The organism is Fibrobacter sp. UWR2 (assembly GCF_002210285.1).
GTDB lineage: Bacteria > Fibrobacterota > Fibrobacteria > Fibrobacterales > Fibrobacteraceae > Fibrobacter.
In genome coordinates, this window is the sequence record NZ_MWQE01000001.1 from 467,339 (window position 1) to 492,039 (window position 24,701).

Annotated in this window: 20 protein-coding genes and 2 tRNA genes; 12 read left to right on the plus strand and 10 right to left on the minus strand. The window is 54.6% G+C overall.

All coding sequences use genetic code 11. The annotated features are described in order from the left end of the window. Positions 1-12 precede the first annotated feature (12 nt). Together B7994_RS01830 and B7994_RS01835 are read right to left on the minus strand one after the other, a co-directional pair. Entirely contained in the window at positions 13-444 is a 432-nt protein-coding gene (locus B7994_RS01830) for a hypothetical protein (protein WP_088636765.1), read from the minus strand. A gap of 58 nt (positions 445-502) precedes the next feature. Further along, positions 503-1,108: a hypothetical protein gene (locus B7994_RS01835; RefSeq protein ID WP_088636766.1), complete on the minus strand. Its 606-nt coding sequence runs from the start codon at positions 1,106-1,108 to the stop codon at positions 503-505. A 154-nt stretch (positions 1,109-1,262) separates the two neighbouring features. Between B7994_RS01835 and B7994_RS01840 the strand changes: the two genes are divergently transcribed. The 5 genes from B7994_RS01840 to B7994_RS01860 all read left to right on the plus strand — a co-directional run bounded on the left by B7994_RS01840 (position 1,263) and on the right by B7994_RS01860 (position 8,706). Next, positions 1,263-2,435: a TraB/GumN family protein gene (locus B7994_RS01840; RefSeq protein WP_088637208.1), complete on the plus strand. Its 1,173-nt coding sequence runs from the start codon at positions 1,263-1,265 to the stop codon at positions 2,433-2,435. Between the two features lie 57 nt (positions 2,436-2,492). Beyond that, positions 2,493-2,577: transfer RNA gene (locus tag B7994_RS01845), tRNA-Ser, on the plus strand. A gap of 243 nt (positions 2,578-2,820) precedes the next feature. Continuing rightward, on the plus strand, positions 2,821-5,244 hold the full coding sequence (locus tag B7994_RS01850) for a DEAD/DEAH box helicase (RefSeq protein ID WP_088636767.1): 2,424 nt from the start codon (positions 2,821-2,823) through the stop codon (positions 5,242-5,244). 147 nt (positions 5,245-5,391) lie between these two features. Further along, positions 5,392-7,314, plus strand: coding sequence for a carbohydrate-binding domain-containing protein (locus B7994_RS01855; RefSeq protein ID WP_088636768.1), 1,923 nt, complete (start codon positions 5,392-5,394; stop codon positions 7,312-7,314). Between the two features lie 120 nt (positions 7,315-7,434). Further along, positions 7,435-8,706 (plus strand): pitrilysin family protein, encoded by a 1,272-nt coding sequence (locus tag B7994_RS01860; RefSeq protein ID WP_088636769.1) that lies wholly within the window; start codon positions 7,435-7,437, stop codon positions 8,704-8,706. 182 nt (positions 8,707-8,888) lie between these two features. Here B7994_RS01860 and rplT read toward each other — a convergent pair whose 3' ends face one another. The 3 genes from rplT to infC are packed head-to-tail and all read right to left on the minus strand — an operon-like array spanning position 8,889 to position 10,087. Next, the gene (gene rplT, locus B7994_RS01865; RefSeq protein ID WP_088636770.1) at positions 8,889-9,239 is read right to left on the minus strand and encodes a 50S ribosomal protein L20; all 351 of its coding nucleotides are present in this window, start codon (positions 9,237-9,239) and stop codon (positions 8,889-8,891) included. Positions 9,240-9,250: 11 nt separating this feature from the next. After that, complete coding sequence (rpmI, locus tag B7994_RS01870; RefSeq protein WP_088636771.1) at positions 9,251-9,448, minus strand: 50S ribosomal protein L35; 198 nt, start codon at positions 9,446-9,448, stop codon at positions 9,251-9,253. Positions 9,449-9,469: 21 nt separating this feature from the next. Then, the gene (infC, locus tag B7994_RS01875) at positions 9,470-10,087 is read right to left on the minus strand and encodes a translation initiation factor IF-3 (RefSeq protein WP_233142935.1); all 618 of its coding nucleotides are present in this window, start codon (positions 10,085-10,087) and stop codon (positions 9,470-9,472) included. A gap of 123 nt (positions 10,088-10,210) precedes the next feature. On the opposite strand from infC, the gene B7994_RS01880 reads away from it, so the two are divergent. Then, positions 10,211-10,282 (plus strand) — tRNA-Gly (locus B7994_RS01880). Positions 10,283-10,346: 64 nt separating this feature from the next. Here the strand turns inward: B7994_RS01880 and B7994_RS01885 are convergent. After that, positions 10,347-11,177, minus strand: a complete 831-nt coding sequence (locus tag B7994_RS01885; protein ID WP_144063704.1) for a hypothetical protein — start codon at positions 11,175-11,177, stop codon at positions 10,347-10,349. 234 nt (positions 11,178-11,411) lie between these two features. Between B7994_RS01885 and B7994_RS01890 the strand changes: the two genes are divergently transcribed. Genes B7994_RS01890 through B7994_RS01900 form a run of 3 tightly spaced genes read left to right on the plus strand, consistent with a single transcriptional unit; the run spans position 11,412 to position 17,233 of the window. Further along, positions 11,412-13,580, plus strand: coding sequence for a glycoside hydrolase family 9 protein (locus tag B7994_RS01890; RefSeq protein WP_233142937.1), 2,169 nt, complete (start codon positions 11,412-11,414; stop codon positions 13,578-13,580). 25 nt (positions 13,581-13,605) lie between these two features. Next, positions 13,606-15,633 carry a hypothetical protein gene (locus B7994_RS01895; RefSeq protein WP_144063705.1) on the plus strand — a complete coding sequence of 676 codons (2,028 nt, stop codon included), beginning with the start codon at positions 13,606-13,608 and terminating at the stop codon, positions 15,631-15,633. Between the two features lie 43 nt (positions 15,634-15,676). Continuing rightward, positions 15,677-17,233 carry a pitrilysin family protein gene (locus B7994_RS01900; RefSeq protein WP_088636775.1) on the plus strand — a complete coding sequence of 519 codons (1,557 nt, stop codon included), beginning with the start codon at positions 15,677-15,679 and terminating at the stop codon, positions 17,231-17,233. A gap of 36 nt (positions 17,234-17,269) precedes the next feature. Here B7994_RS01900 and B7994_RS01905 read toward each other — a convergent pair whose 3' ends face one another. Next, positions 17,270-18,286, minus strand: a complete 1,017-nt coding sequence (locus B7994_RS01905; RefSeq protein ID WP_088636776.1) for a glycoside hydrolase family 16 protein — start codon at positions 18,284-18,286, stop codon at positions 17,270-17,272. Between the two features lie 129 nt (positions 18,287-18,415). Here B7994_RS01905 and B7994_RS01910 point away from each other — a divergent pair, with 129 nt between their 5' ends. Then, positions 18,416-19,432, plus strand: coding sequence for a glycoside hydrolase family 11 protein (locus B7994_RS01910; RefSeq protein ID WP_088636777.1), 1,017 nt, complete (start codon positions 18,416-18,418; stop codon positions 19,430-19,432). A 73-nt stretch (positions 19,433-19,505) separates the two neighbouring features. Here the strand turns inward: B7994_RS01910 and ybaK are convergent, their stop codons facing one another. Then, the gene (gene ybaK / locus B7994_RS01915) at positions 19,506-20,006 is read right to left on the minus strand and encodes a Cys-tRNA(Pro) deacylase (RefSeq protein WP_088636778.1); all 501 of its coding nucleotides are present in this window, start codon (positions 20,004-20,006) and stop codon (positions 19,506-19,508) included. Positions 20,007-20,121: 115 nt separating this feature from the next. Between ybaK and B7994_RS01920 the strand changes: the two genes are divergently transcribed. Both B7994_RS01920 and B7994_RS01925 read left to right on the plus strand, forming a co-directional pair. Next, on the plus strand, positions 20,122-20,826 hold the full coding sequence (locus tag B7994_RS01920) for a 4'-phosphopantetheinyl transferase superfamily protein (RefSeq protein ID WP_233142939.1): 705 nt from the start codon (positions 20,122-20,124) through the stop codon (positions 20,824-20,826). Continuing rightward, on the plus strand, positions 20,823-21,704 hold the full coding sequence (locus B7994_RS01925) for a Gfo/Idh/MocA family protein (RefSeq protein WP_088636779.1): 882 nt from the start codon (positions 20,823-20,825) through the stop codon (positions 21,702-21,704). Before B7994_RS01920 ends, B7994_RS01925 begins: the two co-directional genes overlap by 4 nt. Positions 21,705-21,810: 106 nt before the next feature. On the opposite strand, the gene B7994_RS01930 is transcribed toward B7994_RS01925, so the two are convergent. Further along, positions 21,811-24,285 (minus strand): glycogen/starch/alpha-glucan phosphorylase, encoded by a 2,475-nt coding sequence (locus B7994_RS01930; protein WP_088636780.1) that lies wholly within the window; start codon positions 24,283-24,285, stop codon positions 21,811-21,813. Positions 24,286-24,375: 90 nt separating this feature from the next. Further along, positions 24,376-24,621 carry a hypothetical protein gene (locus B7994_RS01935; protein ID WP_088636781.1) on the minus strand — a complete coding sequence of 82 codons (246 nt, stop codon included), beginning with the start codon at positions 24,619-24,621 and terminating at the stop codon, positions 24,376-24,378. Positions 24,622-24,701: the final 80 nt, after the last annotated feature.

Consider the following 24,701-nt stretch of genomic DNA (forward strand, 5'->3'; position numbering starts at 1 on the left):
GAATTATTTGCCCTAGTACTCAAGTTCGTAGAGGTAGACGGTGGCCGTATTTTCGCGGGTATCCCAGATTACAATCTGTGAACCGTCCTTGTAGAAATACACTTCCCAGTCGTTTTCGATGAAGTGGTAATAGCTCCCGTAGTCGTCGTATCCTAGGGAATACTGCCTTTCTGTGTAGTAGTAATTGTACCCGCCGTCTAGGTTGAGCGTGGCGAGGCCATCGGAATCAATCCGGAGCGAGGCCGTGTAGGCGGGGCTTATCGACTCCTCGTAGCTGCAGTCGTACAGCCCGAACGAATCGTAGCGACAGTCCTTTACGTAGTAGTAGCGGTACGAACGCGAAAACAGGGCGCCATCGGCTTCCGGCGAACTCGTGGTCCAGCCGTCACCGCATGCAGCCAGGAACAGAATGGTTCCGAACAGTATGGCCTTTATGAATTTCATGCTTTACCTAAAAAAATACCCCGACCGAGGCCGGGGAAAAAACTAGACGGTGCGAAGATTAGTCGGATTCGTAGTCACCGTTGAAAATCTTCTCTTCGGCTTCCTCGGTGTTCTCGTCATGGAACTCTTCGGGAGCCTGGAGGTCGCGCGTACTGCCGTACTTGCGCTTTTCTTCGTCGGTCAGCTTGTTGGTGAACACTTCGACCTGCTGTTCCTGCTCGGCTTCCTGTTCTTCTTCCTGGAGGATCTTCTGGCCTTCTTCCAGGCGCTGCTGGATGTGCTTCTTTTCCATTTCTTCGAGGTTCGTGCCGACCTTGGCCTGTTCCTCGGACATCACGTAGCGTTCGTTGGCTTCGTCCATGGCGGCCTTGATGCCGACGAGACGGCCACGGCCATCGACCTGGAGGCCGGCCTTACGCAGCGTGGAAAGCGGCAGGCGACGTGCGGCAATCTGGTACTCCTGCTTGAATTCGTAGCCGTCGGGGCTAATCTGGTTTGCTTCGTCGGGAGTTACGTAATCAAGGGCTTCCTGCCAGCGGGAACCCTGCACACAGGATGTAAAGCCGACAAGTGCGTTGTCCAGGGCCTCAGGATCGTCCGAAGTACCGGCACAACCGATAAGTGCGAATGCGGAGAATGCTAAACCCATCAAAATCTTTTTCATAGGGAGAAACCTCCTTAAAAAATTATCCCATTCCTAATATATAACAATTTTTTCAGAAATTATCTAAAAAAACGACTATTTTTATCGTAACTCTGTGCCATTATTGCAATTATGGCGTTTTTCCTATGGTACTTTTTCTATTTTCTCGCTCATTATGAGCGAAAACGCAGATATTTACCGCATTGGCACTCCGGATGGTCGTGAAATTATCCTTATTGGGACAGCCCACATATCGAAGGCGTCCAAGGAACTAGTGCGTGAAACCATCGAGGCGGAGAACCCCGATACGGTCTGTGTCGAACTTGACGAAGGACGTGCGAAATCCATCCAAGATCCGGACCGCTGGAAAAAGACCGACCTGAAGGAGGTCATCAAGAAGAAGCAGCTCGCAACACTGATTGCGAACCTCGTGCTTGGGTCGTACCAGAAGAGGATGGGTGAGCAGACCGGCGTGAAACCGGGTTCCGAACTCAAGGAGGCAGTCGATGTCTCTGGCGAGAAGAACATCCCGGTGGTACTGGCGGACCGCGATATCAAGATAACCCTCAAGCGCACGTGGGCGTGTACACCGTGGTACCGCAAGTTCAGCCTGCTGGGCGGGCTGTTCGCGAGCATTTTCGACAAGACGAAGATTAGCGAGGAGGAACTCGCGAAAATCAAGGAGCAGGACGCCCTCAGCTCCATGATGCAGGAATTCGGGAAGAGCTTCCCCGAGGTGAAGCAGGTGCTTATCGACGAACGAGACCAGTTCCTCGCAAGCAAGATCAGGAACGCTCCGGGCAAGAAGGTCGTGGCGGTCGTCGGTGCAGGCCACGTGAAGGGCATCGCCTCCGTCATTAGCGAGAACAAGGAACTCCCGAGCGAGGAATCTATCTCGGTTATCCCGAAGGGCGCTCCCATCTGGAAGATTATCGGGTGGGCCATCCCGCTCGCGATTGTCGCAAGCATTATTTTCGTGGGGTACAAGGCGGGCGTCGAGAAGGCGGGCGAACTGAGCCTGCAGTGGGCGATGCTTACGGGCGGCGGCGCCATGCTCGGTACGATTATTGCGGGCGGGCATCCGGTCACGATTCTTGTGGCTCTGCTGGTCGCTCCGTTTACGGGACTTACTCCGCTTATCGGGGTCGGGTTCTTTACGGCGCTAACGCAGGTGTACATGCGCCCGCCGCGAGTGTCCGAGATGGAAACGCTTTCCGACGACATCTGGCAGGTGAAGCGCTGGTGGAAGAACCGCGTGACCCGCGTAATCCTTTGCTTCCTGTGCCCTGGAATTCCGGCGATTATCGGGAAGATTCTTGCGATATTCCAGATATACCAGGCGTTCTAGAGCAAGTTCGTGTAGTCTAGACAAAACGGCAAAACTTTACTACATTATGCGAACCTTGGAGAGATGCCAGAGTGGTCGATTGGGCCGGTCTCGAAATCCGGAGACTGTCACAGGTCCGAGGGTTCGAATCCCTCTCTCTCCTTGAAACGAAAACGAGGCTGCAAAGCCTCGTTTTTGTTTCAATAGGCTAGTAGAACGAACCCTCGAAGAGGGCGTGTATATCCACCCTTGTTTTCGTAGGTGCTTATTTCTACATTTGGCGCCAAATCCAATCAAGCGGATCCAGACAGACTTCAGGTTTATGAGTGCGAGTGCGCTCCGGGGCTTTTCTTACGATAGTGCGGCATGGGCCGCAGATGAAGTTTACGGGTCCTGAAGGTGAACTATGTCGAAAGATACCGAAGAACGTATCCCTGAAGAGGGTATTGACCCGAAATCCAAAATTGCTCGCGAAGCGGGCGCGTTCCTAGATGCCATTGCCAGCGGTGCCGACGAAGACGAGGCTGACGAAGCCGCGTTTTTCGCGCTAAATCCGAATGGCGTTGTTGTTGACGAAGAAGGTGACGTGCTCAGGAAGGGCCCGAAATCCGCCATCGAGGTCGGCACGAAGGTCGAATTTGAAGAAGGCGAAGTCGAACAGGAAGATGTTGAAGAGGATCCCGCCGAAGAAAACGACAAGGAATACGCCGAGTCGAAGAAGGACTGTGCAGAAAGTGCCGAAGCGGAGGTGCCTGCAGAGGTGCAGTCCGAAGAACCTGTAGAAGCGGGTGCCGATGTCACTGCCGACGACGCTTCGGCGAACTCGGCGGCCTTGGATTCCGAAGAAGGTGCCGATGAACCGCTCGTCACGTTCGACGACCTGGGACTTATTCCCGAGGTGCTCGAGGCGGTGAAGAAGGCGGGCTACGAGACTCCGTCCCCGATTCAGGCGAAGGCGATTCCGGCCCTGCTACAGGGGGCGAACCTGCTCGGTACGGCGCAGACAGGTACGGGAAAGACGGCCGCGTTCTCGCTGCCGCTCCTTTCCAGGCTGCAGTTCAACGGGCATGAGACATCAATGCTCGTGCTGACGCCGACTCGCGAACTTGCCATTCAGGTGGCCGAAGCGATCCAGCAGTATGCGGTCAAGATGCCGAAGGTCCACGTGGTTCCGGTTTACGGCGGGCAGGACATCGCCATCCAGATGCGTGCGCTCAAGCGCCAGGCGAACATCATCGTCGCTACTCCGGGCCGCCTTATCGACCATATCAAGCGCGGTTCCATCGTGCTCTCCGGCGTGAAGGCCATCGTGCTTGACGAAGCCGATGAAATGCTCGACATGGGATTCATGGAAGACGTGGAAACCATCCTGAAGGAAATTCCGGCGGATGCCCAGCGCGCCCTTTTCAGTGCGACCATGCCGGCCGACGTGAAGAAGATTATTGACCAGCACCTCGGTGAATACGAGGAAGCCCGTATCGAGGGCAAGACGACGACGGTAGAAAATATCCGTCAGCGTTTCTTGCTGGTTAAAAGCGAGTACAAGATCGAGGCCTTGGCTCGCGTGCTCGAAGGAGAAGATTTTGACGGCGTGCTGATATTCGTGCGTACCAAGCAGAATACCACCGAAGTTGCCGAGAAGCTCGAAAGCCGCGGGTTCAATGTGGCCCCGCTCAACGGCGACCTTGCGCAGTCCATGCGCGAACGCACCATCAATCGTCTCAAGATGGGCAAACTCGATATCGTCGTCGCGACGGATGTTGCCGCCCGCGGTATCGACGTGGACCGCATCTCGCTGGTGGTGAACTACGACATTCCCTACGATACGGAATCGTACGTACACCGTATTGGCCGTACGGGCCGTGCCGGCAGGAGCGGAAACGCTATCTTGTTCATTACCCCGCGTGAACGCCGCCTGCTGAAGACCATCGAGAAGGCTACTCGCCAGCCTATCGAAGCAATGGCGATGCCGACTTCCGAACAAATTAGCGAAAAGCGCGTTACGGCTTTCAAGAACAAGGTCAAGAGCGTCGTGAGCTACGGCGAACTCGACAAGTTCAAGGCCCTTGTCCGTGCGATGGTCGAAGAAGGCTGCAACATGGAAAACGGCGTGGTGCTTGAAGACGGCTCCGTGCGCGAAATGACTGCCGAAGACGTCGCTGCGGCAGTCATCAAGATGTACCAGAAAAAGCAGCCGCTGTTCCCGGAACTTGCCCCGCTCGATACGCCGAAGGAAAGGCGCGAGAAGAAGTTGGGCGGCAGGGATTTCCTCGGTCGTGACGAAAAGTCCGGAGGCGAATTCACCGGTGAAGAAAGGAGCCGCTTGCGCAAGGAACGCAAGGAAGGCAGCAACGGTGTGGAAGAAGGGTTCCTGCGCTACTACATGGGCGTAGGCCGAATGGACCGCGTGACCCCGAAGGATATCGTGGGCGCCATCGCCGGCGAAGGCAACATCAGCAGCAGCAACATCGGGCGCATCAAACTCTTCGACAGGTTCAGTACCGTCGAATTGCCCGAGACGCTCCCGCAGGAAGTTCTTGACATTCTCTCCGGGATGACAATCCGCGGGAACGATTCCAAGTTCCGTCTGATGACTGACGAACCGCCCGCAGGCCCGCGCGAAAGCAGGGAAGGCCGCCGCGGGTTCCATCGCGATCGCAAGTTTGAAGGCGGCAAGCCTTTCGAGAACCGCAAGGCGCGTCGCGAAAAGATGTTCGGCGACCGCAAGTTCCACAAGGACCGCGAAGACCGTCCGTTCCGCAAGGACCACGATGAGCGCAGTTTCGGCGACAAGCCCTTCCGCAAGACAAGGCGATTCGGCAGAGTGTAATCCTTTTTCGGGACAAATCCCCCCAATACCCTAAAACAGCTTGTTTCGGATCGCGGAACGGAGCCGAAGGGGCGTACGCAAGCAAATTGCGACACCTTCCTTGAAATAGAGGTTTATTGTATATTACAATAAAAAAGGTGGGATGTTATGAAATTTCCTTATTTGATTCCGTTCGGGATTGCGTCTGCAATGCTAATCGCCTGCGGCGACGATTCCGGCGTTACCGTACCCGAAGGCGTTCCTGGCGAAGGCTCCGTTGATAGTTCCAGCAGCATCATGCCAGGCGATATTACGTCGTCGACTAACCTGGATCCGTTTGACACGTCGCTTGTCAAAACGCCACCTGATCTTATTGAATCATCCAGTTCCAACGTCTTACCCGTAAGCAGCGCGAACATCACTCCCGGTGGCAACGGAGAAAGTGCCGACACCGAAGAAGATGACGTGGTTGCACTCGATGGTTCCGAGACGACCATCATATTCAACGCCACCGACGCAACTGTTACCAATGACAACGGATGTCTCGAGAAGGCGGCAAATGCAATTACGGTCAAGTGCTCCGGCAACTACTACCTGCAGGGTGAGGCAAGTAATTACCAGGTTATCGTAAGTACCGCTACGACCGACACCGGCAAGGTAGACCTCTTCTTGAACGGTGTCTCGCTCAAGAGCAGCGACGCTCCCATCTACGTGCAGAACGCCGAGAAGGCGGAACTCCACCTGGTAAAGGGCACCACGAACTCGCTCGAAGACGGTTCGACCCGCACACAGGTACATACCTATAACGGCAAGGCCGATACCGCGAAGGCGGTCATCTACGCAAAAGACGACCTGAGCATCAAGGGTAGCGGCAGTCTCACCGTGAAGGCAAACTACAACAACGGCATCCACACGAGCAACGACCTCAAGATCAAGAAGAGCACCGGTACGCTGAATGTTACCGCGCAGAACTGCGGCATCAAGGGCAAGGCCTCGCTCACCATCAACGGCGGAAACATCACCGTCAACGCCAGCGGAGACGGCATCAAGAGCGACGAGGACGACGTCACTAAGCTTGCCGAAGGCAAGGGCCTTGTGAAGATTGCGGGCGGCACCATTACCATCACGTCGGCATTCGATGGCATCAGTGCAAGCAACACTGTGCAGGTGACCAAGGGTGAAACTACCGACGAGCCGACCATCAAGATTACGGCGGGTGGTGGCCAGACCTGCCTCGGCAACAGCACCGGTGGCCAAGGCGGCCGCGGCGGCATGGGCGGTGGATTCCCCGGAGGCGGATTCGGCGGAGGCAACTCCTGCTCTCCCGACTCCAGCATGAAGGGCATCAAGGCCGACTCGAATATCGTCATCGAAGCAGGCAAGATTGACATCGACAGCCACGACGACGGCATCCACAGCGATGGCAACCTTACCGTGAACGGCGGCTTCGCGAGCGTGAAGACAGATGATGATGGCTTGCTCTCCGAAAAGGCATTGACCATCAAGGGCGGCACCGTGGAAGTCACGATGGCTTACGAAGGCATGGAAGGTGCCGAGATGAATTTCGAAGGCGGCGTCACGAGCGTCGTGACCACCAACGACGGCTGGAACGCGGCCGGCGGAACGAGCACCTCTACCGGCGGCAACCAGGGCGGCTGGGGCGGAGGATTCGGCAGCAGCGACGGGAGCAAGGCCAAGGTGACCGGCGGTTTCCATTACATCTACGTGGGCACGGGCGACACCGACGGACTCGACAGCAACGGCGACATCGACATATCCGGAGGAGTCGTCGTCATCGAATGCCGCATGAACGGCGGCATGGGAGGCATGGTCGACTCCGACGGTTCCACGAGCATCACGGGCGGCAAGCTTCTTGGCTTCGGCACGAACAATTCCGAAGAAGGCACGCAGTACAGCGTGAACTTTACCGCCGACAACTACTACGGCACATCGGATATCGCGTTCAAGCCGAGCTTCAGCGGAAGCAAGATGGTATCGAACGTGGGTCAGCCCCGCGTGGTGAACAGCGTCGACGGCATGCAGAAGCAGTGTTTTGGAAGCAGTACCACGAACTGCGTGTACTATAAGTAAGGCGAGTTTTGGCGACAGACCTTTTACGAGAAACGCTGCCATAGGGCGGCGTTTTTTCATGCGCCGGAAAAACGCAACATCTGTTTTTATTAAATTGAGCCGCAGAATTTGATAATCAACATGAAGCAACTTGTAAAGAAGACCGTTCTCGATAACGGCATTACCATTCTAACCGACTACATGCCGCACGCATATTCCGTCGCGATGGGGGTGTGGATCCCGCGCGGGTCCCGCCACGAGGCGAAGGACGAATACGGACTGAGCCATTTCTATGAGCACCTTGTTTTCAAGGGAACCGAGAACCGCACGGCTCTCGAGATAGCTCGCTCCATCGAGGACAAGGGCGGGAACCTGGAAGCCTACACCACGAGGCAGGAAACCGGGTTCTACGCGCAGATTGAACGTAGCCACCTTCCGCTCGCCGTCGACGTGATTGCCGACATGCTCATGCACCCTCGCATGGACAAGAAGGAGATGGAAAAGGAACGCCGCGTTATCATCGAGGAAATTCACAGCTACGACGATATTCCCGAAGAAATCGTGGGCGACGTGTTCAACGCCATCCACTTCAAGGGTTGCGGCATTGCGCATTCCATCACCGGCAATATCAAGCAGGTGAAATCGCTTACGCACAAGCAGATGCTCAAGTACAGGGAGCAGGTCACGAGCGAAATCCCGCTTCTCATCTGTGCCTCGGGGAAGGTGGACCACGAGGAACTCGTGCAACTTTGTGCGGAAAAGTTCGCGCAGAAAAAATGCTCCGGCGTGTTGCCCGCAGACACCTACAGGGCACACAACAGCGTGAAGGTCGTGCAGAAGCAGGACATCGCGCAGTCGAACCTCTTCTGGGGTCTGAGTTTTGACCGCAACCTGATGGACGAGCGCGGGCGCTGCGCCCTCTCGCTCTTCAACGTCGCGATGGGAGCCGGCATGGCAAGCCGCCTCTTCCAGAAGATTCGTGAAGACAAGGGACTTGCTTACTCCGTGTATTCCACTGCGGACATCTACCGCGACTGCACCGACTGGGGTGTATCGCTTGCGACCGAGCCGCACCAGCTGAATACTGCCCTCGAGCTTTCGTTGAACGAGACCCGCAACTTCCTGAAGCGCGGGTTCAACAAGGGCGAATTCGAACGCACCAAGACGAACATTCTGGGCGGGATGTACCTCGGTGCCGATAGCCCCGAGAAGCGCGTGGTCCGCATGGCGGAACAGATGCTGCACCTCGGGGAATTCCACACGATGGAACACTCTGAAAAGATTATCCGCACCATGACCGAAGACGAAGTCGTCGCGACTACGAATAAACTATTCAATGCAGCGAAATTCTCGGCCGCAGTCATCGAACCCGCCGGCCGCAAGAAGACCGAACTGCCGGTTGACTTCTTCTAAAAAACGCCCCACTCGCAAGGAGCCGTGAGCAGCAAGCGACTAGTATTAACTAGTCGTGGCTGCGAGAGCGAGTGAGAAACCGGAAGTTCAGCACCATAGACGCCGAACGAGCGATATATAAAAAGTCCCCCGCCGTTTTACCGGCAGGGGACAATTTCTCGCGTTTTCGCTAAGTCAGCTAATTAGGCAGCCTTCACGACTTCGACGACCTTGGCGAATGCTTCAGGATCGGCGACGGCCATATCAGCAAGAACCTTGCGGTTCATCTGGATACCGGCCTTGGAAAGCTTGTAAATGAACTGGCTGTAGCTGATGCCGTGTTCACGGACGGCGGCATTGAGGCGGACGATCCACAGGGAGCGGAACGTGCCCTTCTTGTCACGGCGGTGAGCATAGGCATACTGACCAGCATGGGCGACTGCGTCGATGGCAAGGCGAAGGTTCGACTTGCGACGGCCGTAGAAGCCCTTGGCGGCCTTGAGGATTTTTTTGCGGCGTTCGCGGGAAGGAACTCTGGTTTTAGCGCGTGGCATTCTTACTCTCCTTATGCTACTACAAGCAGACGCTTGACGTGATAGGTGTCGACCTTCTTGACGAGAGCGCCCTTACGAAGGTTGCGCTTACGCTTGGTGGTCATCTTGGCTTGAATGTGGCGCATACCAGCGCGCTTGAACTTGACATGGCCGGAACCAGTCAGGCGGAAGCGCTTCTTAGCACCGCTGTGTGTTTTCATTTTAGGCATTTTTACCTCGTTAGGTTAATGTTAAGCCTCACCTGCTGCCATGGGCTCGGTTGCGGGCTTCGGTGCCTGGTCCTGCTTTTTGGCAGAACCTGCACCACGTTTAGGACCGTAGATAGAAAGCATAGTGTTGCCTTCGACCCTAGAGTCCATTTCCAAATCGCCAAACGGAGCCAAGTCTTCCTTGGCGCGTTCCATCAGGCGCTTGCCGTAGTCCATGTGCGCCATCTCGCGCCCACGGAACTGCATGATAAGCTTCACCTTCATACCGTCCTGCAAGAACTCGCCGGCCTGCTTGATCCTGTACTGGTAGTCGTTCTCGGCAGTCTTCGGGTGCATCTTGATTTCTTTCAGCTTCACCACGTGCTGCTTGGCCTTGGCGGCCTTGGCCTTCTTGACCTGCTCGAACTTGTACTTGCCGTAGTTGATGATGCGGCATACAGGCGGTTTTGCATTCGGAGACACTTCCACCAGGTCCAGTCCGGCGTCCTTTGCCATCTGCAATGCCTTGCTCGTCTCGATAATAATGGCCTCGCCATCTTCCTTCACGAGACGAATCGGGGAGATATGGATATCTTCGTTGGTACGGGTCCCATCGCTGGGACGGTTGGGCATGCGACGATCGCGCGGATTAGGGAACAAGTATACTCCTTGGGTATGATTGTTAATGTGGGCGAAAATTTAGCAAGTTTTAAAAAATTTTCCAATAGTTTTCGCCTGACCCCTTTATAAAATGGCCCTTTTTTAGTACATTTGGGCTAAATTGCGGCGGTAGCTCAATGGTAGAGCCTTAGCCTTCCAAGCTAATGGTTGCCGGTTCGATCCCGGTCCGCCGCTCTAGGACCCCTCTCAGAGGGGTCCTTTTTTTGCATTTACTTCTCAAAGAGGGCTCTTTTTACAACTAATTACCTTTAAGAATTTGTATTACTCCCCTATTATGAGGGGTGTTTACTTCCTTCGAGTCCCTGCTCATCGTATCTCGATTGTCATTTTCAAATATTACGGCTCTTAGAGTTTTATTTTCACGCCCAACGACGCAAGAGCATCTCTGATGTTTTTTCACCTCTTCCTGGGGTGGCATTTTAAGTTCCACCGCATCAAACATGTCTTGGGATAATTTTGTCAAATCACCAAAATTCGAACCAATCTCACCCGACACAGCAAAGCTAAAATAAGTAAAACCGAATTTTTTTGCAGCCTGCACCAAGGGCCTGTAAGAACGAATTTTTTGGAGAAAAACATCTCTATCTTCCTCCGACTCCACACCGAGCAAAACATCATTCGTATCGGCACGGTATTCGCCCTGCTTGCGGAATTCAACCAGATTCCAAGCAACTTCATCAAGTGCAGACAAAGGAGCAACAACGCCACCTTTTCCACGATACTTAAAACTTTTTTTCGGCGGAGGATTTTTTCCGCCTTCGCCAAGGCCTACGGCCGTATACATCTTATGGCTCTTATCGGTAATTACGGTATCGAGCGTTCCATTCTTTTCGGAGTACAGCGCCCACATGATGCGGCCAGGGTCGTCCTCGCTTTCGCGATGGAGCGTCACGTAACGGGTTCCATACTGGTCGGTCATCGTCGTATAGAAAATATTGGGAGAAAAACCGCCCTTGGCACCGATGAACATAAAATCCTTCGTAATCACTACAGACAGATCAAGGGTATGGCAATCCGCCCAAGAAAGAACCGAGCAGGCCAAAGTCAAAAACAACGCCCAGAATTTCATGATTTCATCTTCCTTCAACGCAATATTAAACGAGAAATTCCTCGTTACAAGATAAAAAAATGCGGACGAACATTCCCTACTTTGCAACGATTTTTAAAATCCTCTTTATTAAGGCAACTAACAAGGAGCTAGATTCGTACAAATAATGTTTTTTTTCGTGTTTTTTGTCACCTGTGCGAAGCCTATATAATTGTTTACACTCGTTTTTGCGACTCTTAATTTAAATTTGGGAATATGAAGAAGAACCCTTTTATCAAGAAATTCCCCGCCATGGCCGTTCTCGGTGCCGTGGCTTTCTCTGTACCCTCCTTTGCTGAGAACGTCTTCTATTTCAACGAGGCGGGTTACGATTCTGATCAGCCTATTTCCATCGTGGTCCGCAGCACCGACAACCTCGAAGGGGCCTCGTGGACCCTCTGGTATGATCCGGATGGCGACATGACTGGGGCTTCCGTTGCTTCTGGCAAGTTCGACAAGGGCGAAGATCCGGACAATTGGGCTAAGAGCGGTAAGTACTACACCATTAAACTGGCGGACAAGCCTGCGTATTCGGGCAGCTTCCATGTGGAGGTGACTGCGGGTAGCCCGTCGAGCTCGCAGAAGTTCTTTATCGGCGACAAGGCTCTCGCGCAAAAGACGCTCGGTATGGTTCTCGACTATTTCTACGATGACCGTGCGGTGAACGAAAATATCGTGAGGGAAGACAAGAACTTGCCTGTGTACGGGAGCGGTGCCACGCGTGATGTCCACGGCGGCTGGTACGATGCCAGCGGCGACGTGAGCAAGTACCTTTCGCACCTTTCCTATGCGAACTACCTGAACCCGCAGCAGATTCCGCTGACGGTGTGGGCGCTTGCCTTTACGGCGGAACGTATTCCGACTCTGCTCAGTTCTACCTCTAGCAAGGCGAAAACCTCTGCTGAAGCAGCCTATGGTGCGGATTTCCTGGTGCGCATGCTCGACGACCAGGGATTCTTCTACATGACGGTGTTCGACAAGTGGGGTAACCCGATGGACAGGCGCGAACTCTGCGCGTTCAAGGGTTCCGACGGCATAAAGAGTGCCGATTACCAGACTGCATTCCGTGAAGGCGGTGGCATGGCGATTGCAGGCCTTGCGCGTGTGTCGAAACTCGGTGCGAAGGGAGACTACACCAGCGAACAGTATCTTGCCGCAGCCGAGAAGGCATTCGCTCACTTGTCCGAAAAGCAGGGTATCGGTAAGTCCTGTGCCTATTGCGACGATGGCAAGGAGAATATCATCGACGACTATACGGCTCTCCTTGCGGCGACTGAACTTTATGTGGCAACAGGGAAAAGGGATTACCGCATGGCAGCCCGTGACCGCGCTCAGAACCTTTCTAACCGCTTGAGCAGAGATGGCTATTTCTGGAGCGACGACGCGAAGACGCGCCCGTTCTGGCATGCGAGCGATGCGGGGCTTCCGCTGGTAGCTCTAGTCCGTTTCGCGGAAATTGAATCCGCGGTTAAAATGGCCGACGATAACAATGATCTAGATATCTGGGGATGCCCGGACTGCCTTAGTTGCGCTTGCCACAATATGCTTTTGATGGATGTCCTTAATGCTATTGAAAGGCATTACAACTGGTTGGTTTCTATTACGAACAAGGTTGAAAATCCGTTCGGCTATGCCCGCCAGACATACAAGACGAACAACGCTATCAAGGATGGCTTCTTTATTCCGCACGACAACGAGAGTGACTACTGGTGGCAGGGTGAGGACGCTCGTATTGCAAGCCTTGCCGCGGCTGCGGTATATGCCGACCGTGCTTTGAATGGGACTGTCGCTGATAGCGTGCAAAAATATGCTGCCGACCAGCTTGACTGGATTCTGGGTAAGAACCCGTATGCAACATGCATGATGAACGGTATTGGTAAGAAAAATCCTGAGGTGTACAACGGTCAGTCCGAGTACGATGCAACGCTCAAGGGCGGTATCGCGAACGGCATTACGGGCAAGAATACGGATGGCTCGGGGATTGCCTGGGACGACGACGGCGTTGCCTATGTGGGATTCTCTTCTTTGGAACCTTGGAACAACTGGCGTTGGATTGAACAGTGGCTTCCGCATAGCACCTGGTATCTGATGGCGCTTGCGACCCGCTACGACGAGAAGGCGGAAAAGATTCAGTTGCCCGTATCCATCAAGCGTACAGTTGCTGTTTCGACAGGCTTTGATGTGAAACTTGCTGGCCGTACACTTACGGTGAATGCGGCGAACGCGAAGTCGGCGGCTGTTACTGTAGTTGGGCTTGACGGTGCGAAGGTGACATCGGGTGCGCTCGTTGCCGGCTATGCTACGGTGGATCTTTCCTCGGTGAAGAGCGGCGCCTACCTAGTGAAGGTTGACGGCTTCGGCGCGAAGAAGGTGCTTGTCCGCTAGCAGGACGTGCAATAGGATGTGCTTGATGGGTAGATTTCGCTTGACTGCCGGAATGGCTGCTTTGTGCGTGCTATTGCCGGCGGCGGTGCTTGCGTCCCCGCTTGATCCTAGTGAACGCCGAGTTGTCATCAACGACGGCGATTCGCTTACGCTCCAGGACCTGGGCGACGAATACTACAGTGTCACGCGTACGGAGGACGGTTACCTCGTGGTTACCGACGAAAGGAATGTCTTCTACTACGCCGACGAAAATGGCAAGCCCTCGAAATACAAGGCTCGAAATTCTCATAAGCGCAGGAGTGCCGAAAGGGCTTTCTTGAACGGGCTCAACCGTGAAAAGGCTTTCAAGGCACACCGGTTGAATACGCCGAATCGTTTCGAAATTCCGGATGCGGAACGTAAGGAGGCTCGGGCAGCCTGGATACCTAAAGTGCTCCCGAAGTCGCACCATTCCAAAGGGAAACTGCGTTTCCCCGTTATCCTTGTGGCAGGGGAGGCTGACGGTAGGGAAAATCTCGATTCTGCGGGCATGTACGCGCGCCTGAGCGCAAAAAACTACAATGAGGATGGTTATCTGGGTTCTGCCAGGGATTACTTTGCCGACCAGTCGTCCGGTGCGTTTGTCCCGACCTTTGATGTATTCCTGGTAAGCGAGAGCGAACCGTTTATCGGATATATCGGGAACGAGGCGACCCTCATGAAAAGGGCTGTTATTTCAATGCTCGAAAAATATCCGTCGTTTGACGCGTCGCTATACGATCGTGACAACGATGGCGAAATCGATGCGTTCGGCGTGATGTATGCAGGGGACCGTTACAAGAGTGGTACAAAGCACCTGGGCGGATTCCAGACGACACTCAAAAAATACAAGTCGACGGTGGAAACGGCGGATGGAAAGATTTTCAATACCTGCTTTATCATCGATCAGGGCCCTAGCCATGTCGTGCAGTTGATTCACGAGTTCAGCCATACGATGGGCCTCAAGGACCACTACTGCGTGCGTTCTAGCGGTTGCTCGGCGAGCTATGCCGACAGCATCTACCAGGCCCCGGGGGCGCATGCTTGGGACGTGATGGCGACTGGCATGTACAGCGGTAGTTATCGCAAACCGCCCAACTACAATGCGTTCGAGAGGAATTTCATGGGGTGGCTCGATTATACAACGCTTGAGATTGATTCCCAAGTGAAAGCTGTTCCTCCGCTTGGCACGAATAATTTTGCATACTACGTGAGCGTAAACGATAACGAATGGTATGTTTTCGAGAACCGTCGGCAGGATAAGTGGGATGGCGGTCTTCCGAATCATGGCATGCTCGTATGGCATATCGACTATAACTCCTCGGCATGGGTGAAGGACACGCTGAACGACAACCCGAAACACCAACGTGTAGACATTATCGAGGCGGGAGACGTGAGAGTGCTTTCGCAAACAGGCGGCTACATGAGCCAGGGTGGCGGCACAAGGCAGAAGGACGACCCGTTCCCCGGAAGTCAGAACGTGACGAAACTTTCACCGGTGCTTGCTTGGGACAGTTCTGTGGTGCTTGCGGGCCTCTTCAATATTACTGAGTCCGATACGAATGTTTGCTTTGCCCTCGATTCGAATGTCGCCGTGACTGAATGCAAGTTCGTTATGTCTTCGTCAAGCAGCGTGGCTAGTTCCAGCAGTACGGCTAGCTCCAGTAGTGCGGAGCCCGAGTCGTGTTCGAGCGCGGAATCCTCTTCCAGCGTCACACCGCCGTCAAGCTCTAGCTCGACAAGTGTGTCTACTAGCAGTTCTATGTCTGAGTCCAGTTCCTCGACGACAATCGTGAATCATGTTCCGGCAGGTGCAGAAATCCGCGTTGCTCTTGTTGGCCGCACGCTTGAAATTTACGCTCCCGAAATGGGTGCGAAGGTTGTCCGCATTTTCGACATGCAGGGCAATCTGCTCGCGTCCTCCTCGTTTGCAGGGGCATTGTACCGCATCGGACTTGAAGGCCTTGCCCGCGGAACGCCGCTTGTAGTGCGCCTGGAATCGCACAATCGCGCGAAGAACTTCATTCTCCGCTGATCTGGCGCTGGGCTCTCGCCCGAAAAAAGTGTAAATTTAGGGCATGAGCTTTTTACCGAGAAATTTTGGAAGGCTCGCCGCGGTTACCGCGGCGGTTCTTTCTTTTTGCGTTGTAACCCATGCCGAAGTGAAACTGGATGTTCACAAGGAAGTTTTGCCGAACGGCCTTACGGTGCTGTTGCACCCGAACAAGCAGGCCCCTACGGTGAGCTGCCGCCTGTTTTACGTGACAGGCTCCGTGCACGAAGTCCCGGGCAAGTCGGGCCTGGCGCATATCCTGGAACATGAACTTTTCAAGGGCACCAACAAGGTGGGCGTTACCGACAGCATCGCCGATGCGGCGTTCATGGTGCGTGAAGACAGCCTGCAGGCGCTTATCCGTCCGGCGAAACTTGCGGGCGATACGGCTACCGTGAAGAAGCTTACCGCCGAACACGATTCCCTCCTGAACGAACAGCGCAAGCTCTTTGTGAAGGACGAACTCTGGGGCGCATACCAGTCCGTGGGCGGTACCGGTCTCAATGCGTTTACGACGGATTTGATGACGGCCTACATCGTGACGCTCCCGAAAGACAAGATTGAACTTTTCATGTGGCTCGAATCCGACCGCATGCAGAATGCGGTTTTGCGCGAGTTTTATTCTGAACGTGACGTGGTGCGCGAAGAACGCCGCATGCGTTACGACGACAAGCCCACGGGCCGCTTTTTCGAGACGCTCAATTCCCTGATATACGAAGCTTTCCCGTACCGCGTGCCGACCATCGGCTGGCCGAGCGACATCATGAATTTGACCCGCGAGATGGCCGACGAGCATTACCGCAAGTACTACAAGCCCCGCAATGCCATCCTCGTGCTGGCGGGCGACCTGGATACGGCCTCCACGATGGAGATGGTGAAGAAGTATTTCGGGAATATTCCAGCAGGGGAGGCTTTCCCCCCGCTTACGATCCGCGACCCTGAACAGGTGGGGGAAAAGCGCTTTAAGCAAGTGCGTGCAGATGCCCCGAACCTGTATGTCCTGGTGTTCAAGACGCCCGAGGTGGGCGATACGAGCCTCTATGCGCTCGACATTGCCGAAGGCGTGCTGAACGGGCGCTCGGGAAGGCTCTACAAGCGCCTGGTGGAACAGGAAAAGCTTGCCGTGAGCGTGAGTGCCGGCAACAGCCCTAACAAGTATGTCTCGGAATTCACAGTACGTGTGAGCATGCGGCTTGGTGCCGATGCCGATAAGGTCGAGAAGATTGTCTGGGAAGAACTGGAAAAACTCAAGAACGAACCCGTAAGCGAACACGACTTCCAGAAGGTGAAGAACCACGCCTATGCGGGCCTGGTGCGCAGCTTTACCGACATGGAGAACGTGGCGACAATGCTTGCCTGGTACGAGATGTTCGGTGATTACCATATCTTCTTGAGGTGGGCTGAGATGCTCGACAAGGTCAGCGCTGCCGACGTGCAGAAGGCCGCGAAAGAGACGTTCGTGCGCGAAAAGAGCGTGGCGGGTTTCTTGCTGAAGAATGACGGTGTTGTCGCTGCGAAGGAAGAAAAGGCTTCTGCGAAAGGCGAGGCGAAAAAGGCCGCCAAGGCCCCTGCGAAAAAGTAACTCTGAATTTCCTGCGAAGGCGTTTTGCCTGCGCCACTATCTTGTGACGCGGATGTAGTCGACGAGCATTTCGTTCGGGAATTGCGTGTCATCAATCTCGAATCCGGGCCAGTTTCCGCCCACGGCGACGTTCAGCAGGAAAAATTGCGGCTTATGGAAGGCGTCGGTCCCGCCGGCATTGTTCTCGATGGAAATTTCGTGGTACTTGAAGTCGTCTACGTACATCGCGATGATTTTTTCGTCCCATGTGAGTTTGTATGTGTGGAACTGCGTGATGTCGAGTTCCTTCTTTGCTCCATGGAAATCGCCCGTGTTGTTACCGTATTCGGCGTGACTACCTTCGAATTGCCAGTGGTTGGTCCCGTAGACAACGCTCTCGTCGTTGATGGATTCGATGATGTCGATTTCGCCACAGGCGGGCCAGCTGACTTCGTCAATGTTTGCCCCGAGCATCCAGAACGCGGGCCAGATTCCCTTGCCTGTGGGCAGCGCGATGCGGGCCTCGACGGTGCCGTACGTGAAGCTGAACTTGCCCTTGGTAATCATGCGGGCGGATGTGTAGCCGGAACCTTCGTAATCTTCCTTTTTCGCGCGGATGTGGAGGATGCCGTCTTGTACGTAGGCATTTTCGCTGCGCGCGGTGTAGTACTGCTTTTCGTTGTTGCCCCAGCCGCTCGCTCCCGTGCCGATTTCGAATGTCCATTTTGTGGTGTCGATGGTGTCGAATTCGTCGTTCCAAAGGTAGGGCGAATCGCTCGAGGAGGAAACTGTGACGGAACTGCTGGAAGATTCCGGGTCAAGCCCGGAATGACGTGACGAGGATAATGTGAATGATGAACTCGTCATGGCGGGCAAGGACCCGCCATCTGCGCTGCTTGATGAGGACGATGTGCTAGAAGATTCCGGGTCAAGCTCGGAATGACGCGAAGAACTGGATGACTCTACGGATGTATCATCTGCCGGTCCGGAGCTGTTCGAATCGTCGGAACACGCGAAAAAAAATGCACTTGCTGCCGTGACGGTTATAAGGGTCGCTGCGAATTTGTTGAGCATTTTTTAAATATAGCCTATAATTCCAATTCATGGGGGAGGGGATACTCCAACTTGGAATAATGGGGGCGATGAAAGCACTCAGCAAAACAATGCTTATTGAAGTAGATTTCTAAAAAAAAGGATGTCCATATGAAAACACTTCTAAAATATGGCTTGATTGCCGCTTGTGCCCTGACTGTAAATGCCTTTGCTCAGGATTTCTGTCAAACTGCCGCCCATAGCGGATCCAAGGTCGAGGTCACTTCGAATAAAGTAGGGGCGTTCACCAATGGCATTGGCTACGAGCTCTGGAACGAAGGTGGAAACGGTGGCTCCGCGACGTTCTACGACGATGGTTCGTTCAATTGTCAGATGACGGGTGCCAAGGACTATCTGTGCCGTGCTGGTCTTTCTTTCAACAGCGATAAGACCCACGAGGAACTTGGCCACATGAAGGCTGATTTCAAGTTGGTCAAGGGTAATCTTTCCGGAATCGATTATTCCTACATCGGTATTTACGGCTGGACTCGTGAACCCCTGGTGGAATGGTACATTGTGGATAACACCGGTAGCCAGTATATGCCTGGTTCGTGGGTTGCCCAGGGCGCTTCGGCAAAGAATCACGGCGATTATGAAATCGATGGCGCACAGTATACGGTTTACGAGGGAGACCGAACCTCCTATTCCATCGATGGCGACAACACTTACTTCAAGCAGTATTTCAGCGTTCGTAAGAGTAAGCGCGATTGCGGTACCATCGACATTACTGCGCACTTCAAGAAGTGGGAAGAACTTGGCATGAAGATGGGTAAGATGCACGAAGCCAAGATCCTTGGCGAAGCCGGAAGCAATTCGGGTGCAAATGCACGTGGCGAATACGACTTCCCCTATGCCAAGGTCTATATTGAAGGAGCGTCCAGTTCTTCCGTTGCTCCGCCTAGTTCCTCTGTTATTGCCAGCAGCTCGTCGACCACGGCTATCGCTGAAATTCGTTCTATGGCGATCGGCAGCAACACGTCGCTCGTGTTTGACGCCCAGGGCAAGTTCCTCAGTTCCTTTGAAACCGAAAATGACGCCTCCCTGAAAACGGCTATCAAGGCTAGGTTCCATTCCGGCGTCTTCCTGGTGAAGCAGGGAGGAACCGTCCGTAGCATTTCGGTGAAGTAATCCGGTTTGCTGTGAAATTTTTAAGCCTCTCCTTCGGGAGAGGCTTTTTTGATGCGAAACTCTTGTTGCTCGCTTAGTCCTGCGGGGCTTCGGGCGGGACACGTGCAATCACGCCCACGGTGGCGCGAGTCGCCTTTACGAGGTCGGCGGGAGCAACCTTCAGTTGCAGGCCACGTTCGCCCGCGCTCACGTAGATGAACGGGAACTGCATCGCCGTTTCGTGAATGAAAATGGGGAAGTTTTTCTTGAGCCCGAGCGGGCTGCAGCCGCCGCGGATGTAGCCAGTAAGCGGGGTGAGGTCCTTGAGCGGGACGGTATCGATTTTCTTGTTGCCACTCACCTTGGCGGCCCCCTTTAAATCTACTTCGAGATTCCCGGGTACGACGCATACGAGGTAACCGATTTTGTCGCCGTGAACGAGGATGGTCTTGAAAATTTGGTTGATGTCTTCGCCGAGGCTGTCGGCCACGTGTTGTGCGCCGAGGTCGTTCTCGTCGACCTTGTAGGGGATGAGTTCGTAACTGATTTTCTGACGGTCCAGAATGCGTGCCGCGTTTGTCTTCTTGATATCCATGATTACTGTTGTCTTAGTGGTGTCATCCTCGCGTAGGCGAGGATCTTCTTGCGTTGCAAAATATAAATCTTTGCGGTATGGCGTGCAATAGGCCTAAATTGCTATATTGCGCGGTATGGATACGCTTGTCTATACGGCAGATATATCGGTGCTGGAAGACCCCGCAGTTTTTGAACGGCTGCTCGGGACGGTTCCTGAGTATCGCCGCGAGAAGGCAATGCGTTTCAAGTTTCAGAGCGGGCGCGTGCAGTCACTTGGCGTGGGGCTGTTGTTGCGCATTGCTTGTCGCGATTTCGGGATTGAAGGTGCGGATGCCCATGTGGTGCTCGGCGAGAACGGAAAACCTGCCTTTCGCGATGCGCCGGAGGTGCACTTCAATCTTTCGCATTCCAAGACGCGCGTGATGTGCGTGGTTTCGCCCTACGAGGCGGGTTGCGATGTGGAGCGGGTAAAGGAAGGCCGCTCCCGACTGGCGGAACGTTTTTTCAAGGAGTCCGAGACGTGCTGGATACATTCCTTCCCGGAAGGCGAAGCGCAAGATGTTGCATTTTGCAGGCTCTGGACGCTGAAGGAATGCTACATGAAGGTCACGGGTCGCGGTATTTCGCTTTCGCCCGACAAGTTCATGCTGTCGATGATGCCTGATGGCATTGCGCTGGAACATGAGGGCCCGAGGCCGGAATATAATTTCCGTGAAGTTTTCCATGAAGGCGGCTACTGTGCGGCCTTTTGCCTGAAGGACATGCCTGCGGGGCATCGCGTAACTTGCCGTGAAATAGACCTCGCAGAGGTTTTGCCACTTAACGAGGTAAAGCGATGAGAGCGCTCCGTGCAATCCTCGTCGGGAACGGTACCATGGGCAAGCGTCACCGCAAGCGTTTTGAAGCGTGCGGCGTGCAGTTTGTCGCCGTCGTAGACAACCAGAATGAATTTGACGGTACTGTAGATAAATTAAATGTAGATTTCGCGGTAATCGCGTCGCCTGCGACAACGCATTATGCCTACGCGAAGTTCTTTGTGGAACGTAGAATTCCCGTATTCGTGGAAAAACCGCTTGCCACTACGGCGGAAGAAGCGCAGGAACTTGTAGACCTCTCGGTGAAAAACGGTACGCTCCTTTTTGTCGCGCAGTCGGAATGCTTCAACCCGCTGTTCCTGAATTTCCGTAAGCACTTCTTGCTGGAATTGAACGAACTTCTTGATGCCGGTGGCAAACTGCCAGCAGTGCGTCTTGAGTTCCGGCGCGAACACCGGTATTCTCCGCGATGCCGCGACGTGGATGTTTCTGTGGACCTGCTGGTACACGACCTCGGGCTGTTTTTCACGCTGTTCAGGTACGAAGATGCCGAAGTCTCGTTCAAGACTTCAACAGAGTCCTGCGACAGGGCGAGGCTTTACCTGAAGGTGGTGCGTGGGCCCTACAGGGGTGTGACCGCGGACTTCTATGTGAACCGCGATAGCGACGTGGATGTGCGCGCGATTTCCGTCAGCTATGGCCGTCAGGGCGGTTCTCCCGGCTCCGATTATACCGTGAGCCTGGCGCATTATCTCGAAAACGGGGATATCGCGCATGTTCCCGATTCGCTCGATAACGAACACCGATTCTTCCTGAAACTTTTGGACGGGGCCTGTGGCGACTGGGGCAAACGCCTTGCCCAGACTGCGGCGAATAGCGTTAAGGTCGCAACGCGTCAATAAATACTGTCGATAAACGAAAAAATCCCGCGATTTCTCGCGGGACTTTTGACATTCGTCATGTTCGTCCCGCATCAAGTGCGGGATAAACTCCGGCGAACATCTTAGATTACAGCTTGATGCTGCAGGGCTTGGCGTTCCAGATTTCTTCGGCGTACTGCTTGATGGTACGGTCGGAACTGAACTTGCCCATGCGGGCCACGTTGAGGATGGCCTTCTCGGCCCAAGCCTTCTTGTTCTGGTATTCCTTCGCCACCTTGGCCTGCATGTCCACGTAGCTGCGGAAGTCGGCGCAGAGCATGTACGGGTCGTGGGTGAGGAGTTTGTCTGCAATGTGCTTGAACAGGTCCGGACGGTCGGGGCTGAAGAAGCCGGAACCGATGAGGTCGATCACGCGGCGCAGGTCGTCGTCCTTCTCGTAGAAGTCGCGCGGACGGTAGCCCTTGGCGAGCAGGTCGGTGACTTCTTCCACGGTGAGGCCGAAGATGAAGATGTTCTCGTCGCCGACTTCTTCCTTCATTTCCACGTTGGCACCGTCGAGCGTACCGATGGTGAGCGCGCCGTTGAGGGCGAACTTCATGTTGCCGGTACCCGAGGCTTCGGTGCCCGCGGTAGAAATCTGTTCGGAGAGGTCTGCCGCCGGAATAATCTTTTCGGCGAAGGAGACGCGGTAGTTCTCGAGGAACACCATCTTGAGCTTGCCCTTGCAGACCGGGTCGGCGTCGATGATGGCGGCGACGGCATTAGCAAGGCGGATGATCTGCTTGGCCATCCAGTAACCCGGAGCGGACTTACCACCGATCATGATGGTGCGCGGCATGATTTCCTTGCCGTCCTTGAGCTGGATGTACAGGTGGATGGCATGGAGAATGTTCAACAGCTGGCGCTTGTATTCGTGGATGCGCTTCACCTGCACGTCGAAGAACATGTTGGTGTCGAGTTCCACGCCCTGCGTTTCCTTGAGGTACTTGGCGAGGCGTTCCTTGTTCTGCTTCTTGACGGCCATGAATTCCTTCTGGAATTGGGCGTCCTTGGCGAACTTTTCGAGCTTGCGCAGGTCGTCGAGGTCCTTGACCCAGCTTTCGCCAATCTTGGAAGAGATGAGGCTCGACATGGCGGGGTTGGCCTTGCGGACCCAGCGACGCGGCGTCACGCCGTTCGTCTTGTTGTTGAACTTTTCGGGCCACAGTTCGTAGAAGTCCTTGAAGAGCGTCGTCTTCAGGAGGTCGCTGTGGAGGGCGGCCACGCCGTTCACGGCGAACGAACCCACGATGGAGAGGTAGGCCATGCGGACCATCTTGCAGCCGCCTTCTTCGATAAGGCTCATGCGGGCGAGGCGAGCGTTGTCGCCGGGCCACTTCATGCTGACCATGCGCAGGAAGCGAGCGTTGATTTCGTAAATGATCTGGAGGTGACGCGGGAGGAGCTTTTCGAAGAGGCTGACGGGCCACTTTTCGAGGGCTTCCGGCATCAGGGTGTGGTTCGTGTAGGCGAACGTCTTGGTGACGATGTCCCAGGCTTCGTCCCATTCCATGTTCTCGATGTCGAGGAGAATGCGCATCATTTCGGCGATGGAGATTGCCGGGTGCGTGTCGTTCAGCTGGATGGCGACCTTTTCGGGGAACTTCTTCCAGTCACCTTCGTGGAGCTTCTTGAAGCGGCGGATGATGTCCTGCAGGGAGGCAGAGCACAGGAAGTACTGCTGCTTGAGGCGCAATTCCTTACCGTTCATGGAGGAGTCGTTCGGGTACAGAACCTTCGAAATCGTTTCAGAGAGTTCCATGTCTTGCACGGCGGCGATGTAGTCGCCGTTGTTGAAGTAGCTGAGGCCGAAATCGTCGGTGGACTTCGCGCTCCAGAGGCGCAGGTTGTTCACGGTGTTGTTCTTGTAGCCCGGAATCGGGGTGTCGTACGGGAGGGCGAGCACGTAGTCCTTGGTTTCCCAGCGGTTGCGGAGCTTGCCCTTGTCGTCGACCCAGCTCACCACGTAGCCGTAGAACGGGACCTTGATGGCGTTGGCCGGGCGGGCGATTTCCCAGGGGTTCGGGAGGCGCAGCCAGTTATCCGGCTGTTCTTCCTGTTCGCCGTTCACGATCTTCTGGCTGAACATGCCGTACTCGTAGCGGATACCCATGCCGGTGGCCGGGAGTTCGAGAGTTGCCATGGAGTCGAGGAAGCAGGCGGCGAGGCGGCCGAGGCCACCGTTACCCAAGCCCGCGTCAACTTCCTGTTCGCGGAGTTCTTCGAGGGTCATGCCGATTTCGTCGAGCGCTTCGGTGACGGCGCTTTCGACGTCGAGGTTCAGCACGGAGTTGCCGAGCGTACGGCCAATCAAGAATTCGAGGGAGAGGTAGTAGACGCGCTTCACGTCCTGCTTGTAGTAGGTCTCCTGGGTCTTGATCCAGCGATCGACGAGGCGGTCGCGCACGGCGTATGCGACGGCGAGGAACTTCTCGTGGTCGGTCACGGTCACCTTGTTGCGGGCGAGCGTGTGGTGGATGTGGTCGGTGAACGCCTTGCGGAACGATTCCGCATCGGTGCCGAGCACTTCGACTTCTTCAGCTTTCTTGAATGTTTTTGCCATGGATGAGCCTATGGGTTAAAGTTTAAATACTGGTTCGGGAAACCCGATTTTTTCGGGGTATAATTTAGAAAACTTTACAAGGTTTCAGGGTCACTTTTCGCTGTTCAGGGCGGTTTCGTCGGGTGTTTGACCCTGCGTACGGATGTTTTCCATCAGGAAGTGGATTGCCTTGAGCCGGCCGTTGCATTTCTCGATGCAGTTGTCGTAGAATCCCTTCGTCTTCTCGTCCCATTCGGGCACGATTTCGGAGGCGTACAGGAAATGCTCGACGCAGATGGAAAGCTGGTCCGCTTCGCGCCGCAGGTCGTCTAGGTTCGATCTCGTGAAGAATGCCATGGTGAAAAAGATAGAAATCTACGCCGACAGCGTCCTAATCAGTTCTTTTTTGGTAACTCCTTTCTTGATTATTGACTAAT